The 14,998-nt window shown below is 72.1% G+C and carries 13 protein-coding genes; 5 read left to right on the top strand and 8 right to left on the bottom strand.

The window, feature by feature from the left end; genetic code table 11:
* The first annotated feature begins 5 nt into the window (after positions 1 to 5).
* Positions 6 to 491 (top strand): ATP-binding protein, encoded by a 486-nt coding sequence (locus ACFVDM_RS04140; protein WP_383632861.1) that lies wholly within the window; start codon positions 6 to 8, stop codon positions 489 to 491.
* Here ACFVDM_RS04140 and ACFVDM_RS04135 read toward each other — a convergent pair.
* Positions 454 to 1,272, bottom strand: a complete 819-nt coding sequence (locus ACFVDM_RS04135; protein ID WP_383632858.1) for a serine hydrolase domain-containing protein — start codon at positions 1,270 to 1,272, stop codon at positions 454 to 456. The genes ACFVDM_RS04140 and ACFVDM_RS04135 overlap by 38 nt on opposite strands.
* Before the next feature lie 102 nt (positions 1,273 to 1,374).
* On the opposite strand from ACFVDM_RS04135, the gene ACFVDM_RS04130 reads away from it, so the two are divergent.
* Positions 1,375 to 1,860, top strand: coding sequence for a MerR family transcriptional regulator (locus tag ACFVDM_RS04130; protein ID WP_383633535.1), 486 nt, complete (start codon positions 1,375 to 1,377; stop codon positions 1,858 to 1,860).
* Positions 1,860 to 2,876, top strand: a complete 1,017-nt coding sequence (locus tag ACFVDM_RS04125) for an aldo/keto reductase (RefSeq protein ID WP_383632855.1) — start codon at positions 1,860 to 1,862, stop codon at positions 2,874 to 2,876. The genes ACFVDM_RS04130 and ACFVDM_RS04125 overlap by 1 nt, the downstream gene beginning before the upstream one ends.
* A gap of 137 nt (positions 2,877 to 3,013) precedes the next feature.
* On the opposite strand, the gene ACFVDM_RS04120 is transcribed toward ACFVDM_RS04125, so the two are convergent.
* From ACFVDM_RS04120 to ACFVDM_RS04095, 6 genes are all read right to left on the bottom strand, one after another.
* Complete coding sequence (locus tag ACFVDM_RS04120) at positions 3,014 to 4,060, bottom strand: alpha/beta hydrolase (protein WP_383632852.1); 1,047 nt, start codon at positions 4,058 to 4,060, stop codon at positions 3,014 to 3,016.
* A 210-nt stretch (positions 4,061 to 4,270) separates the two neighbouring features.
* Positions 4,271 to 4,954 (bottom strand): response regulator, encoded by a 684-nt coding sequence (locus ACFVDM_RS04115; RefSeq protein ID WP_383632850.1) that lies wholly within the window; start codon positions 4,952 to 4,954, stop codon positions 4,271 to 4,273.
* Positions 4,951 to 6,357: a sensor histidine kinase gene (locus ACFVDM_RS04110; RefSeq protein ID WP_383632847.1), complete on the bottom strand. Its 1,407-nt coding sequence runs from the start codon at positions 6,355 to 6,357 to the stop codon at positions 4,951 to 4,953. Before ACFVDM_RS04110 ends, ACFVDM_RS04115 begins: the two co-directional genes overlap by 4 nt.
* A gap of 258 nt (positions 6,358 to 6,615) precedes the next feature.
* Complete coding sequence (locus ACFVDM_RS04105) at positions 6,616 to 7,539, bottom strand: DUF4429 domain-containing protein (protein ID WP_383632844.1); 924 nt, start codon at positions 7,537 to 7,539, stop codon at positions 6,616 to 6,618.
* Positions 7,540 to 7,623: 84 nt separating this feature from the next.
* Positions 7,624 to 8,835: an alpha/beta hydrolase gene (locus ACFVDM_RS04100; RefSeq protein WP_383632841.1), complete on the bottom strand. Its 1,212-nt coding sequence runs from the start codon at positions 8,833 to 8,835 to the stop codon at positions 7,624 to 7,626.
* An 88-nt stretch (positions 8,836 to 8,923) separates the two neighbouring features.
* A complete protein-coding gene (locus ACFVDM_RS04095; protein WP_383632838.1) occupies positions 8,924 to 9,670 on the bottom strand; it encodes a TetR family transcriptional regulator in 747 nt (248 codons plus the stop codon).
* A 117-nt stretch (positions 9,671 to 9,787) separates the two neighbouring features.
* On the opposite strand from ACFVDM_RS04095, the gene ACFVDM_RS04090 reads away from it, so the two are divergent.
* Positions 9,788 to 11,398, top strand: coding sequence for an MFS transporter (locus tag ACFVDM_RS04090; RefSeq protein ID WP_383632835.1), 1,611 nt, complete (start codon positions 9,788 to 9,790; stop codon positions 11,396 to 11,398).
* A 175-nt stretch (positions 11,399 to 11,573) separates the two neighbouring features.
* Positions 11,574 to 11,942, top strand: a complete 369-nt coding sequence (locus tag ACFVDM_RS04085; RefSeq protein ID WP_383632832.1) for a peptidase inhibitor family I36 protein — start codon at positions 11,574 to 11,576, stop codon at positions 11,940 to 11,942.
* Between the two features lie 73 nt (positions 11,943 to 12,015).
* On the opposite strand, the gene aceE is transcribed toward ACFVDM_RS04085, so the two are convergent.
* A complete protein-coding gene (aceE, locus tag ACFVDM_RS04080) occupies positions 12,016 to 14,748 on the bottom strand; it encodes a pyruvate dehydrogenase (acetyl-transferring), homodimeric type (RefSeq protein ID WP_383632829.1) in 2,733 nt (910 codons plus the stop codon).
* Positions 14,749 to 14,998 lie beyond the last annotated feature (250 nt).

The following is a 14,998-nucleotide window of genomic DNA, read 5'->3' as shown; positions in this document are numbered from 1 at the left end:
GTGACATGAATCACGTAACTGACCCGGACGTTGAGTCCGAGGGCCACGAAGAACCCGTCTACCGCGCCGAGTTCGCCATGGGAGCGCACTCCGCCCGCCATCTGCGCCGCATCCTGTGGCTCTACCTCAAGGGCTGGGGGATGCCGGAACTGGTCGACGCGGCCGGGCTCGCGCTGACCGAGTTGATCGCCAACGTGGTGCGGCACGTGCCGGGGCGGCGGTGCCAGACCTTCGTCTTCCGGCTGCCCGGCGGCGCCGGTATCCGTGTCGAAGTGGCGGACGCGTGCCCGCGGTTGCCGGTGATCGTGGAGGCGGACGAACTGGCCGAGGACGGGCGCGGGCTGCTGCTCCTGGACGCCGTCGCCGACAAGTGGGGCGTGGAGCCGCGCCCGGACGGCGGCGGGAAGACCGTGTGGTTCGAGTGCCTGACCGCCGCCGGACCGGCCGGAGGAGTTACGAGGACGCCAGCTCCGCCAGCACCGCGTCCGTGAACGGGGTCCACACCTCGGCCGCCCACGGGCCGAAGGCCCGGTCCGTGAGGGCGACGCAGGCCGCGTCGGCGGTGGGGTCGATCCAGAGGAAGGTGCCGGACTGGCCGAAGTGGCCGAAGGTGGCGGGGGAGGAGCGGGTGCCGGTCCAGTGGGGGGACTTGTGGGCGCGGATCTCGAAGCCGAGGCCCCAGTCGTTGGGGTTCTGGTGGCCGTAGCCGGGGAGGACGCCCTTGAGGCCGGGGTGGACGACGGTCTGGGCCTCCAGGACCGTGCGCGGGTCGAGGAGCCTCGGGGCCTGGATCTCCGCGGCGAAGCGGACCAGGTCGTCCACGGTGGAGACGCCGTCGCGGGCGGGGGAGCCGTCGAGCGTCGTGGCGGTCATGCCGAGGGGTTCGAGGACGGCCTGGCGCAGGTATTCGGCGAAGGGGATGTCCGTCGCCTTGGCGATGTGGTCGCCCAGAACCTCGAAGCCGGCGTTCGAGTACAGCCGCCGGGTGCCGGGCGGGGCCGTCACCCGGTGCTCGTCGAAGGCGAGGCCGCTGGTGTGGGCGAGGAGGTGGCGGACCGTGGAGCCCTCGGGACCCGCCGGTTCGTCCAGCTCGACCGCGCCCTCCTCGTACGCGACCAGCGCGGCGTACGCGGCCAGCGGCTTGGTCACGGAGGCCAGCGGGAAGCGGTGCGCGGTCGGGCCGTGCGTACCGACGACCGTCCCGTCCGCTCGGACGACGGCCGCCGCCGCGGTGGGGACGGGCCAGTTCTCGATCAGTGCCAGACTCTGCATGCCTACGAGGGTAGGGCCTGAATGCAGTTCCCTGCCGATGGCCGAAAGCCGCCTCCGAATCCGCTTGCTTCGAGTGCACTCGAAGGATTTAGCGTGGTGGTCATGACGGTGATGGAGACGGAGACGGAGACGAGGGCCGGGACGGCTTCGACGAGGACGGACCTGTGCGCGGCGCCGCCCAGGGCGCACCCCCGGCCCGAGGGCCAGGACCGCTACACCATCAGCGAGGTGGCCGCCTTCACCGGGCTGACCGCCCACACCCTGCGCTGGTACGAGCGGATCGGGCTGATGTCCACCGTCGACCGCTCGCACACCGGGCAGCGCCGCTTCACCAACCGCGATCTGGACTGGCTGTCCTTCGTCGGCAAACTGCGGCTGACCGGGATGCCGGTCGCCGACATGGTCCGGTACGCGGAACTGATCCGCGAGGGCGAGCACACCTTCGAGGAGCGGCAGGAGCTGCTGGAGGCGACCCGTCGCGACGTCCGCACGCGGATCGCGGAGCTCCAGGACACCCTCGCCGTCCTCGACCACAAGATCGAGTTCTACGCAGGCGCCCGACGGGCGCCGGAAAGGCCCTGTGCCTGATGACCGACCAGAAGATCGCGACCACGCAGCTCGGCACGGACGGTCCGCAGGTGGGCGTCCAGGGGCTCGGCTGCATGGGCATGAGCGAGTTCTACGGGGACACCGACGAGGCGGCCGCCCGCGAGACGCTGGAGACGGCCCTCGCCGCGGGCGTCACGCTCTTCGACACCGCCGACATCTACGGCAGCGGCGCCAACGAGACCTTCCTCGCGCCGTTCGTCGCGGCGCACCGCGACGAGATCGTCCTCGCCACCAAGTTCGCCATCGAGCGCCGCGACGACGACCCGGCCTACCGGGGCGTGCGCAACGACCGCGCGTACCTCCGCCGGGCCGTCGAGAACAGCCTCCGCCGGCTGAACACCGACGTCATCGACCTCTACTACATGCACCGGCGTGATCCGGCCGTCCCCTTCGCCGAGTCCGTCGGCGCCATGGCCGAGCTGGTCCGCGAGGGCAAGGTCCGGCAGCTCGGGCTCAGCGAGGTCACCGGTGCCGAACTGCGCGAGGCCCACGCCGTCCACCCCATCGCCGCCCTCCAGTCCGAGTGGTCGCTCTTCACCCGGGACGCCGAACGCAGCGCCGTACCCGCCGCCGTCGAACTGGGCGTCACCGTCGTGCCGTACTCGCCCCTCGGGCGCGGCTTCCTGACCGGCTCCTTCACCGATGCCGGCAAGGAGCTGGGCGCGGGCGACTTCCGCCGCTCCCAGCCGCGCTTCAACGGCGACAACGCGCGCACCAACGCCGCGCTCCTGGAGCCCGTCCGCACCATCGCCGCCGCCCACGGGGCGAGCCCCGCACAGGTGGCCCTCGCCTGGGTGCAGCAGCGGGCGCAGGTCCACGGACTGTCCGTCGTCCCGATCCCCGGCACGCGGAAGAGCTCCCGGCTCCTGGAGAACACCGCCGCGACGAGGCTGACGCTCACCGACGGGGAACTGGCCCTGCTGGAACCCCTCGCGGACAAGGTGGCGGGCGACCGCTACCCGGACATGAGCAACACGTCCTCCGCGCGCGAGTAGGGCGGTCAACGCCCGGTTCCGGAAGGCGTACGAGGAGCACACGTCCTCCGCGCGCGGAGGGCTCGGCCCGAGCCCTCCGCGCGTGTCCCTTCCTGCTGGTACGCCCCTGCCGGTAGCCCCGTTACGCCCGTGCGCCCCTATCCGTACGTCCCCTCCGCGATCTCCGCGAAGGCCGTCAGCGACTCGGTCCCGGGCGCGAAGTACCCGGTGTGGCCCCGGGCGTCCCCGGCCGGGACCCGGCGGGCGCCGAATCCGTCGGACGTCGGGTCCGGGCCGTGGCCGAGACCGGCGAACTCGATGTTCGGCACGTGGTCGATCCAGTCGGTGGGGTCCTTCGCCGCCCACACCCGCGCCCCCGTGTGCAGCGCGGCGACGTTCTTCGCGCGCATCCCGGGCGAGCCGAGGACCACCAGGTCCGTGGCGTGCAGCCGGGAGGCGGCCAGACCGCAGACGACCGAGCCGTAGCTGTGGCAGAACACCACCGGCTCGGGCAGTCCGGCGGCCGTCAGCCCGTCCGTGAAGCGGGTCAGCCGGTCGGCTCCCGCCTCGGCCAGCGAACCGGTCGCCGCGTCCAGCCCCAGGCCCACCGGGGTGGTGTAGCCGGCCCAGGCGATCACCGCACTGCCCGGACCGGTCCGGGCGTACAGCGACCGGGCCATCCCGGCCGGGGTCCCGTACACATCGTCCGTACGGTCGAAGGTCCCCGCGTCGATGTCCGAACCGGGCACCACGACCGACACCCGGTCCGCCGTCTCCAGATCACCGAAGACCTCGGCGACCTGGCCGCGCCCCCTCGGGTCGAAGGCGAGGATCTGCCGCCCGGGGCCGGCGGCCAGTCCGGCGTACCGGGGATCGTCGCTCTCCCGCAGGGCCAGCGCGTTGGCCCGGTAGCGCAGGGCGACCGGGGCGCCGTCGAGATTGCCGACGACGAGCGGATGCCGCACGGCCAGGGTCTCCCGTTCCTCCTCGCTCAACCCCGCGAAAAACCGCGCCACTTGGGCGGGCGTGTCCCGCTCCGGGTCGGGCAGCCGCTGCCCCAGCACCTGATCGGTCCGCCAGGAGGCGGTGCCCGGCGGGGGGCCGGTCAGCGGGCTCTGGCTGTTCCCCGACGCCCATCCGGCGGTTCCGGTCACCACGGTCGTCGCCAGGGCGACCGCCACCAGGGTCCTCGCGTAACGGCGCATCCGTCTTCCCTCCGTCCCCGGCCCGGCCGGCTCCCGCACGCCGTCCGGCGTGACGGGAAGGAAGGTAGGAAGAGGACGGGTGCGAGGGCGTCACACCGGGGCGCCAACCCGGACGTGATACCTGGGTAGGGGGTGTACGGGGGGAAATCCCCCGGGCGCGGGCGCGCGAACGGTACGAGCCCGGCGCACGGGAACGCGCGGGGGGCCCGCTCACGCCTCGCCCGGCACCACGAGCCCCGCCTCGTACGCGAAGATCACCGCCTGCGCGCGGTCGCGCAGGTCCAGCTTGGCCAGCACCCGGCCGATATGGGTCTTCACGGTCTGCTCGGCCAGCACCAGCCGGCCCGCGATCTCCTGGTTCGACAGCCCGCGCGCGATCAGTTCGAGGACCTCCGTCTCGCGCGGGGTCAGCCCGTTCAGCCGCAGCGCGGCGCCGCCGCCGGTCGCCCCGGACGGGCGCTGCTTCGCGAAGTCCGCGATCAGCCGGCGGGTCACCGACGGGGCCAGGAGCGCGTCGCCGGAGGCCACCACGCGGACCGCCGAGATCAGGTCGGCCGGGGGCGCGTCCTTCAGGAGGAAGCCGGACGCGCCGGCGCGCAGCGCCTCGTACACGTAGTCGTCCACGTCGAAGGTGGTCAGCATCAGCACCCTCGGCGTGTGCTCCACGCCCACCGGCGGGTTCAGCAGCTCGCGCGCCGCCGCCAGGCCGTCCATCTCCGGCATCCGCACGTCCATCAGGACCACGTCGGGGTGGGTGCGGCGGCTGACCTCGACGCCCTGGCGCCCGTCCGGGGCCTCACCGACCACGTCGATGTCCGCCTGCGCCGCCAGCAGCGCCGCGAACCCCGCGCGGACCATGGCCTGGTCGTCGACGATGATCACGCGGATGGTCACGGGGGGTCCTCCGGAAGGGCGGGCGGCACGGGCGGGGCGGGTGATGCGGGTGATGCGGGCGGAGCAGACGGTGCGGACGCGGGTGCGGTCGCCGGGGGCAGCGGCAGCCGGGCGGCCACCCGGAAGCCGCCGTCCGGCAGTGGGCCGGTGTCCAGCGTGCCGCCGGTCAACCGTACGCGTTCGCGCATGCCGACCAGCCCGTGCCCGGTGCCGCTCGTCTCCACCGGGGCGCGCGTCGAACCGGTGCGCTCCGGCGGCCCGTTGACCACCAGCACCGTCAGATGCGCCCCGTCCGAACTCACCGCGACCCGGGTCCGGGCGCCCGGCGCGTGCCGCACCACGTTCGCCAGCCCCTCCTGCACGATGCGGTACGCGGACAGGTCCACGGTCTGCGGGACGTTCCCGAGCCCGGCGGGCAGCGACAGCTCCACCGGAAGCCCGGACCGCACCGTCGCCTCCACCAGCTGCTGCAAGCGGTCCAGCCCCGGCTGCGGCGCCCGCTCGCCCTCCGTACCGTCACTGCGCAGCACCACCAGCAGCCGCCGCATCTCCGCGAGGGATTCCCGCGCGCTCGCGGCGATCGACGCGAACTCCTCCCGGACCTCGTCCCCGACCCCGCTCAGCCGGTACGGCGCCGAGTCGGCCTGCACCGTGATCACGGACATGTGGTGGGCGACGACGTCGTGCAGTTCCCGAGCGATCCTCGTCCGCTCCTCCAGCAGCGTGCGCCGGGCGCGCTCCCCCTCGCTGATCGTCTCCTGCTCGGCCAGCAGCCGCTGCGCGTCCCCGCGTTCGCGGATCGCCGCGCCTATCACCAGCACGATGGCGCTCAGCACGAGGACCAGGATCGAGTTGTCGCTGCCGTGGGTGGAGGCGGTCAGATAGAGGCCGAACCCCGCCGCCGCCGTCGCCAGCCACACCGCGATCAGCGCCCGCCGCTGCTCGCGCAGGCCCAGCGCCAGCAGCACGAAGAGGTACGTGATGACGCCCGGCGGCGTCCACGGCCAGGCCGCGCCCTGCCCCTCCTCCCGGCCGAGCACCAGCAGCGCGCCCACGATCTGCGCCGGGAAGACGATCCACCAGGCCTGGAGCGGCCGGTGCGCCAGCATCAGCAGCGGGCCGGCCTGCGCGAGCGTGAGCAGGGCCACGAGGCCCCCGTTCAGCGCGTACTGGTTCGCGAGGTCGACGCTCGTGATCGGGATGAGCACCGCCCCGAGCGCCACCACCACGACGTACGGAACGGCCCGCTTCCACCGTTGCCGGGCACCGGCCAGCGGAGGCGTCGGCGGATGGGAGGGACGGGCCAGCGCCCTGCCGAGCGCGGTCAGATTGCGGCGCGCGGCGCTGAACAGGCCGTCGGCGGGCGGGTGCGGAGGCGGCGGGGGCGCGGAGGGAGTCGGCATGGCCCGCCCAGGGTAGGCAGCACGGCCGTCCCCCGGCGTCATACCGGGGTAGCGGGTTCCGCCTCGTACCCGGGTCTCACAGCGCCGCGGGCAACCGCGTCCCGCACGGAGCGCACGGACCGCGAGCAGCCGCGCCGTACCCGGGGTCTCACAGCTCCGCGAGCAGCTGCGCCGTACCCGGGGTCTCACAGCTCCGCGAGCAGCTGCGCCGTACCCGGGGTCTCACAGCTCCGCGAGCAGCTGCGCCGTACCCGGGTCTCACAGCTCCGCGAGCAACTGCGCCTTCTTCGCGCTGAACTCGTCGTCCGTCACCAGCCCCGCCTCGTGCAGTTCCCCGAGGTGGCGGATGCGTTCCGCGATGTCCGCGGGATCGCGGCGGCCCGCGGCGGACAGCGCGGCCGGGGACGCCACCGGCGCGGGCTGCCTGCGGCGGACGGACTCCAGCACGGCCGCGGCGAACGGCAGCGACTCGTGCACCGGCCCGTAGCCGAGGCCGAAGATCACCGCCGCCGGGTCCTGGTCGGCACGGGCGGCGTGCCCCGGTCCGGGCAGCGCGCGAGGCAGGGACCCCGGGGCCGTCTCCGCCCCCGGAGCGGGCTCCGCGGCACGCGGCAGCAGCCGCAGATAGCCCTCGAAGGCCTCGGGCGAACGCCATTCGACGCCGCTCAGTTCGGCGACCGGAAACGTCTGGTCGCCGGCCTTCCACTTCTCCGAGGACGCCCCCGTCCAGAACCAGCGGAACGAGATCCGGTCCCCGTCGAAACTGGCCCGTCCGTCGTACGCCTTGAACTGCATCGGGGCCGGGGGCGCGGCCACCAGGAAGCGGTCCGCCGGTTCGTCCGCCTCGGCGCAGAGCCGGGACCGCAGCTCGTCCGCGTAGTACTCGGCGAGGGTCTCGCGCTCCGCGGGGAGCACCAGACGGTAGGGGTCGCAGCCGTCCTTCAGCTGGCCGGCCGCGGCCTCCAGCAGTGGGTCGGCGCCGGGTCTCGGGACGGCGCGCAGCACCACCGTGCCCCGCTTGCCCGGGGTCAGCGTCACCGACGACAGCGCCGTGTGCGGGACACGGCGCTCCCGGAGGCTCTGGAAGAGCCTCGGCGTGCGGATTCCCCGTTCGAAGCGGATGAGCACGGAGTCGGCGTCGAACTCCCAGGTGGCATGAATTCCGGCCAGCACATCACCCATGTGCCTCATCGTATGCGGCACGTGCCCGTCCCGTCCCCCCTCGGAGTGCACCGTCCTCGGCGCGCGTGTGCGGACGTTCGCGCGTCAGACCGGTGCGGCGCCGGAAATCTGTTCGTGGCAGGGACCGTCGGCCGCCGCGCAGGTCACGGACGCGTAGGCGCCCGCGCCGATCGCGGCGAAGTTGCCGAGGCTCTCCGTGCCCGGTTCGAAGTAGCCGCTGTGACCGACCGCGCCGCCCGCCGAGGCCACCCGTGCGCCGAAGTCCGGGTCCACCGGATCCGCGCCATGTCCGAGACCGCCGAACTCCAGGTTCGGCACGTCCTCGATCCAGTCGCCCCGGTCCCGCATCGCCCACACATGGGCGCGGGTGTGCAGTTCCCCGGCGTTGTCGACGCGCATGCCGGGGCTGCCGGCGACCGCGATGTCCGTCACCCGGCCCGGCAGTTCGTCGGCGGCGACCCCGCAGAGCACGGAGCCGTAGCTGTGGCAGAACAGCGAGACGGGGCCCGCCCCGGGCAGGGCGTCCACGAGCGCTTCCAGCCGGACCGCGCCGCGTTCGGCGAGATTGCCCAGGGCCGCGTCCACGCCGATCCCGGCCGGGGTCGTGTAGTCGGCCCAGGCGATCACCGCGGTGCGCACCCCGGGGTGGCCGGAACGCTCCGCCGCGTACAGCGACCGTGCCATGCCGACGGGGGCCGCGTTGGTCTTGGCGCCGGTGCGCTCCAGGGTCAGCAGGTTGGTGTCGACGCCGGGGACGATCACCGAGACCCGGTCGGCCCGTTCGAGATCGCCGAGCACCTCGGCGGCGTGCCCGCGGCCCGAGGGGTCGAAGGCCAGGAAGTGCCGGCCCGTGCCGAGCATGGAGCGGAAGCGGTCCGCGCGGCGCGAGGCGTCGGCGCGGCCGTCGGGCGAGAGCCGCGGATCGTGCACGCGCTTGCGCTCGACGGTGCGGGCCTGGGCGATCGCCAGCCGGTTCGCCCGGTAACGCAAGGTCACCGGGGCGCCGTTCAGATTTCCCACCACCAAGGGATAGGCGCGGGCCAGATCGGCGCGCTGGGCCTCGGTGAGCGTGGCGAAGAAATGGGCCAGCTTGTACGCGGGCGCGTCGGGCGAGGGCAGCGGGCGCCCCGCTATCGACCCCTTGGCCCAGGAAGCGAGGGCGGCGGCGCGTGGCTCGGACGTGGGGTGGTGGCGTACGGCGGTCCAGCCGGTCGTCGCCAGCATCACGAACACGACCGCGACGGCGAGCAGGGCGCGCCAGGCGGTGAGCGTGGGGGAGGAGTCGAAGGAAGTCACTCAGGCCCACATTAGGAGACGCGTACACGGGCCCGGGGACGGGGGTGACGCACATCACCCGACTGTGGTGAGCGGCACTCCGCTCCCCTCACGCTGTGTGCGGGGAGGCGGCACGCTCCGCCGTATACGGGGCAGTTGCGGGATCGGCCGCGGGGCGGCGGGGGCACTCGGCACCGGCCGGACGGGAGCGCCAGCCGCCGGCGAGGGCCGGTCCCAGCTGGTCCAGATAGCGCTCGGTCAGATCGCGCAGCGACTCCATCGTGCCGTCGCAACCGTGCCCCCAGAGCTGGCCGGTGACCCGCATCACCCCGCAGAAGGCGGCGACGGCGACCCGGGGGCGCGGATCGCGGCCGACGTCCAGCCCCTCGCGCTCGGCGATCAGGTGCGCGATCTGCTCCTCCAGAGCCACGCCCCGGCGCATGTGGGCGGCCAGCAGCACGGGCGTGGATTCGATCATGTGGTAGGTCCGCATGTGGAGTTCGACCGGGACGATGGCCTCGATCGCCTCTCCGATACTGTTCCAGGAGCACACCACGGCGCGGCGCATGGCTTCGAAGGGGGCCTCGGGGGCGGGGCGTTGACGCAGTTCCAGGAGGAAGCGCGACTCGATCATCTCCTGGACGGCGAAGGCGGCCGACTCCTTGCCCGCGAAGTAGCGGAAGAAGGTGCGCTGGGAGACCTCGACGGCGTCCGCGATCTCGTCGACGGTCGTCTCCTCGTACCCCTGGGTGGTGAAGAGATCGAGGGCGGCACGGAGCAGCGCGTCCCTGGTGCGTTGCTTCTTGCGTTCGCGCAACCCGGCCGGACGGCCGGTGGCTCGCTGCCCGTCGCTCACTGAACTGGTCCTCTTTTCCCTGCTTTGTCCAGCTCAGCCTACCTGTGAGCTACGTGACAGTTACCGACTTGTGAATTGGTTTGTCAACTGTCAGTGACTGACACTAATCTCCCGCGTATGACTAGTCAGACCACCGTCGAAAAGGCGTCGCGGGACCCCCAGGACCCCGTCGGCCCCGCACCTGCCAAGGGGCTGCGCGGCCACCCCTGGCTGACGCTCTTCTCCGTGGCCATCGGCGTGATGATGGTCGCGCTCGACGGCACGATCGTCGCGATCGCCAACCCCGCCATCCAGCAGGACCTCGGCGCCTCGCTCGCCGACGTCCAGTGGATCACCAACGGCTACATGCTCGCCCTCGCGGTCTCCCTGATCACCGCGGGCAAGCTCGGTGACCGGTTCGGCCACCGCCAGACCTTCCTCATAGGTGTCGTCGGCTTCGCCGCCGCGTCGGGGGCCATCGGCTTCTCCAGCAGCGTCGTCCTGGTGATCACGTTCCGCGTGCTCCAGGGTCTGTTCGGCGCCCTGCTGATGCCGGCCGCGCTCGGCCTGCTGCGCGCCACCTTCCCGGCCGAGAAGCTGAACATGGCGATCGGCATCTGGGGCATGGTCATCGGCGCCTCCACCGCCGGCGGTCCGATCCTCGGCGGTGTCCTCGTCGAGCACGTCAACTGGCAGTCGGTCTTCTTCATCAACGTGCCGGTCGGGGTGATCGCCCTCGTCCTGGGCGTGCTGATCCTCAAGGACCACCGCGCCGAGAACGCGCCGCGCTCCTTCGACATCGCCGGCATCGTGCTGCTGTCCGGCGCGATGTTCTGCCTGATCTGGGCGCTGATCAAGGGCGCCGAGTGGGGCTGGGGCGACACCAAGACGGTCGGCTTCCTGGTCGGCGCGGTCGTGCTCTTCGCCGCCTTCGCCCTGGTCCAGCAGCGCGTACGCGAACCCCTGATCCCGCTCGCCATGTTCCGCTCCGTCCCGCTCTCCGCGGGCACGGTCCTGATGGTGCTGATGGCCTTCGCCTTCATGGGCGGGCTCTTCTTCGTCACCTTCTACCTGCAGAACGTGCACGGTCTGAGCCCGGTCGACAGCGGTCTGCACCTGCTGCCGCTGACCGGGATGATGATCGTGGCCTCGCCGCTGGCCGGCGCCATGATCACCAAGTTCGGCCCCCGGGTCCCGCTCGTCGGCGGCATGGTGTGCACCGCGGTCGCCATGTTCGGCATGTCCCAGCTGTCCGTCGGCACGGGCACGCTGACCATGTCCATCTGGTTCGGTCTGCTCGGCCTCGGCCTCGCCCCCGTCATGGTCGGTGCCACCGAGGTCATCGTCGGCAACGCCCCGATGGAGCTCTCCGGTGTCGCCGGCGGTCTCCAGCAGGCCGCCATGCAGGTCGGCGGCAGCCTCGGCACGGCCGTGCTCGGCGCGGTCATGGCCGCCCGGGTCGACTCCGAGCTCTCCGGGAACTGGAAGGAGGCCCAGCTCCCGCCGTTGCCCCCGGCCCAGCTGGAGCAGGCCGCCTCCGCGATCAAGGTCGGCATGCCGCCGGTCGCCGAGGACACCCCGCCGGAGGTCGCCGGCAAGATCGTCGGCGTCGCCCACGACACCTTCGTCTCCGGCATGAGCACCGCGTTCATGGTCGCCGGCATCGTCGCCGTCGTCGCCGCCCTGGTCGCCACCCTGACCAAGCGCGGGGAGAACGCCGAGGCCGGAGCCGGCGCCGGACACATCTGACCGATCCCGCCCGACGCCCCACGGCGTCAACACAGCGCGTCCCACAGCCCCGCCGGAACGTTCCGGCGGGGCTGTCGCCTATCAGGGTGGTCCGGCCCCGAACCCCCTTCCCGTACGGCATCCGCCCCGCTCAGGGTGGGCGTGGAAGATCCACATCAGTCACGGGGGTTTCTTGATGCGTACGACCGTCCTCGCGGCCGCCCTGGCCGCGACCGCCCTGATCCCGACCGCGCCCGCACCGGCGGGCGCCGCGCCCGGAAAGCTCGGCGACTGCGCGAGCGGACAGCTGTGCCTCTGGGCGAAACCCGACTTCACCGGAGGCCGGCAGGTCCATGAACTGTCCGGCACCGACATCGAGAGCTGTGTCCCGCTGAAGCCGGGCACCACCGTCCAGTCGCTCGCCAACCGCACCGGCCGGCCCGTCACCACCTACCAGTCCGCCGAATGCGGAGAGACCGGAGAGTTCGAGACCTACCCCGGCGGCGGCACCTGGCTGCCCCGCTCCCCGTACCAGGTACGGGCCTTCAAGGTCTGGGAGAACTGACCGCCCTCCCGGAACGCCGCGGGGCGGCGGGACCGTCCGGTCCCGCCGCCCCGCATCCGTCGTACGCGTGAGGCTACGCGTCGCCGCCCGCCGCTCCCGGGTGGGCCGCCGCCACGTCCAGCAGGTCGTAGCGGTCCAGCGCCTGCTTCAGCGCCGAACGGTCGATCTTCCCGTCCCGCGCCAGCTCCGTGAGCACCGCGAGCACGATCGACTGCGCGTCGATGTGGAAGAACCGCCGGGCCGCCCCGCGGGTGTCCGCGAAACCGAAGCCGTCCGCGCCCAGCGACTGGTACGTCCCCGGCACCCAGCGCGCGATCTGGTCCGGCACCGACCGCATCCAGTCCGACACCGCCACGAACGGACCCTGCGCCCCCGACAGCTTGCGCGTCACGTACGGGACGCGCTGCTCCTCGTCCGGGTGCAGCAGGTTGTACCGCTCCACGTCCACGGCCTCGCGCCGCAGCTCGTTCCAGGAGGTCGCCGACCAGACGTCCGCCTTCACGTTCCACTCGTCGGCGAGGATCCGCTGCGCCTCGACGGCCCAGGGGACCGCCACGCCGGACGCCATGATCTGGGCCGGGATCTCGCCCCGTTCGCCCGCGCGGTAGCGGTGGACGCCCTTCAGGATGCCCTCGACGTCCACGTCCTCCGGCTCGGCCGGGTGCTGGATCGGCTCGTTGTAGACGGTGAGGTAGTAGAAGACGTCCTCGCTGTCCTCCCCGTACATCCGGCGCAGACCGTCCTTCACGATGTGCGCGATCTCGTAGCCGAACGCCGGGTCGTAGGCGACACAGGCCGGGTTCGTCGAGGCCAGCAGCTGGGAGTGGCCGTCCGCGTGCTGGAGCCCCTCACCGGTCAGCGTCGTCCGCCCGGCGGTCGCGCCCAGCACGAAGCCGCGCGCGAGCTGGTCGGCCATCTGCCAGAACTGGTCACCGGTCCGCTGGAACCCGAACATCGAGTAGAAGACGTACACCGGGATCAGCGGCTCGCCGTGCGTCGCGTACGCCGAACCGGCCGCGATCAGCGAGGCCGTGCACCCCGCCTCCGAGATGCCGTCGTGCAGCATCTGCCCGGTCGGCGACTCCTTGTACGCGAGCAGCAGATCGCGGTCCACCGACTCGTACTGCTGACCCAGCGGGTTGTAGATCTTCGCGCTCGGGAAGAACGCGTCCATACCGAAGGTGCGGTACTCGTCGGGCGCGATCAGTACGAAACGCTTGCCGATCTCCTTGTCCCGCATGAGGTCCTTCAGGATGCGGACGAACGCCATCGTCGTGGCGATCGACTGCTGACCCGAACCCTTCTTCGCGGTCGCGTAGGTCTTGTCCTCCGGCAGCACCAGCGGCTTCGCCCGCACGATCCGGGTCGGGACGTACCCGCCCAGACTCTTGCGGCGGTCGTGCATGTACTGGATCTCCTCCGAGTCGCGGCCCGGGTGGTAGTACGGCGGATTGCCGTCCTCCAGCTCCTTGTCCGCGATCGGGATGTGCAGCCGGTCCCGGAAGCGCTTCAGGTCCTCGGCGGTGAGCTTCTTCATCTGGTGGGTCGCGTTGCGGCCCTCGAAGTTCGGCCCGAGCGTCCAGCCCTTGACCGTCTGCGCCAGGATCACCGTCGGCTGGCCCTTGTGCTCCTTGGCCGCCGCGTACGCCGCGTACACCTTGCGGTGGTCGTGACCGCCGCGTCCCAGGTGCAGGATCTGCTGGTCGGACATGTCCTTGACCATCTCGCGCAGCCGCGGGTCGTCCCCGAAGAAGTGCTCGCGGATGTACGCGCCCGTCTCGGTCGCGTAGGTCTGGAACTGGCCGTCCGGCGTCGTGTTCAGCTTGTTGACGAGAATGCCCGTGCGGTCCTGCGCCAGCAGCGGGTCCCAGGAGCGGTCCCAGACCAGCTTGATCACGTTCCACCCGGCGCCGCGGAACTGCGACTCCAGCTCCTGGATGACCTTGCCGTTGCCGCGCACCGGGCCGTCGAGCCGCTGGAGGTTGCAGTTGACGACGAAGGTCAGGTTGTCCAGGCCCTCGCGGGCGGCGATGGAGAGCTGGCCCAGCGACTCCGGCTCGTCCATCTCGCCGTCGCCGAGATAGGCCCAGACGTGCGAATTCGACGTGTCGGCCAGACCGCGCGCGTGCATGTAGCGGTTCATCCGCGCCTGGTAGATCGCGCCGAGCGGGCCCAGGCCCATCGACACCGTCGGGAACTCCCAGAAGTCCGGCATCAGCCGCGGGTGCGGATAGCTGGACAGCCCGTTCGGCGCCTTCGACTTCTCCTGGCGGAAGGCGTCCAGCTGCGCCTCGCTCAGCCGGTCCAGCAGGAAGGCGCGGGCGTAGATCCCGGGCGAGGCATGGCCCTGGAAGAAGATCTGGTCACCGCCCAGACCGTCGTCCTTGCCCCGGAAGAAGTGGTTGAAGCCCACGTCGTACAGCGAGGCCGACGAGGCGAAGGTGGCGATGTGGCCGCCCACCCCGATCCCCGGGCGCTGCGCGCGCGACACCATCACGGCGGCGTTCCAGCGGGTCGCGTTGAGGACCTTGCGCTCGATCTCCTCGTCGCCGGGGAAGAACGGCTCGTCCTTCGTGGCGATCGTGTTCACGTAGTCCGTGCTGCGCATCTCCGGCACGGCGACACGCTTCTCGCGCGCGCGTTCGATGAGCCGGAGCATGAGGTAGCGGGCCCGCTCACGGCCGCGCTCGTCGACGGCGGCGTCGAGGGAGTCGAGCCATTCCTGGGTCTCCTCGGGATCGAAATCCGGGACCTGGCTCGGAAGGCCGCCAATGATGATCGGGTTGCGATCGGATCCGGAAGCCACGCTGTTCCTTCGCTGTTCGGTGCTGCACCTACGGGGCCTGGGCCCGGGAGTCGCCCCCCGGTGTGTCTGCGTACGCCATCCCATCGTGTACCGCGGATACGCAAACGTCATCTCTACCGCGAGGTAACCGCCGGCGATCCCGCCACGGGCTCCCGGACGGCGACCGAGCCGCGCCGGAGCGGCTGCCGGGCCGGACGCCGCGCGTCCGGCAGGATGGCCGGGGAGGGACGAGTGGGGCCGAACCGCAACC

This window comes from Streptomyces sp. NPDC057682 (assembly GCF_042799575.1).
Taxonomy (GTDB): domain Bacteria; phylum Actinomycetota; class Actinomycetes; order Streptomycetales; family Streptomycetaceae; genus Streptomyces.
This window is presented reverse-complemented; position numbering and strand designations above follow the sequence as displayed.

Bases quoted from the DNA above. Each gene is read 5' to 3' on its own strand.
- ACFVDM_RS04120 (WP_383632852.1), bottom strand. From the start codon at position 4,060: ATGCGCCGTTACGCGAGGACCCTGGTGGCGGTCGCCCTGGCGACGACC.
- ACFVDM_RS04140 (WP_383632861.1), top strand. From the start codon at position 6: ATGAATCACGTAACTGACCCGGACGTTGAGTCCGAGGGCCACGAAGAA.
- ACFVDM_RS04110 (WP_383632847.1), bottom strand. From the start codon at position 6,357: ATGCCGACTCCCTCCGCGCCCCCGCCGCCTCCGCACCCGCCCGCCGAC.
- ACFVDM_RS04135 (WP_383632858.1), bottom strand. From the start codon at position 1,272: ATGCAGAGTCTGGCACTGATCGAGAACTGGCCCGTCCCCACCGCGGCG.
- ACFVDM_RS04130 (WP_383633535.1), top strand. From the start codon at position 1,375: ATGACGGTGATGGAGACGGAGACGGAGACGAGGGCCGGGACGGCTTCG.
- ACFVDM_RS04085 (WP_383632832.1), top strand. From the start codon at position 11,574: ATGCGTACGACCGTCCTCGCGGCCGCCCTGGCCGCGACCGCCCTGATC.
- ACFVDM_RS04105 (WP_383632844.1), bottom strand. From the start codon at position 7,539: ATGGGTGATGTGCTGGCCGGAATTCATGCCACCTGGGAGTTCGACGCC.
- ACFVDM_RS04125 (WP_383632855.1), top strand. From the start codon at position 1,860: ATGACCGACCAGAAGATCGCGACCACGCAGCTCGGCACGGACGGTCCG.
- ACFVDM_RS04090 (WP_383632835.1), top strand. From the start codon at position 9,788: ATGACTAGTCAGACCACCGTCGAAAAGGCGTCGCGGGACCCCCAGGAC.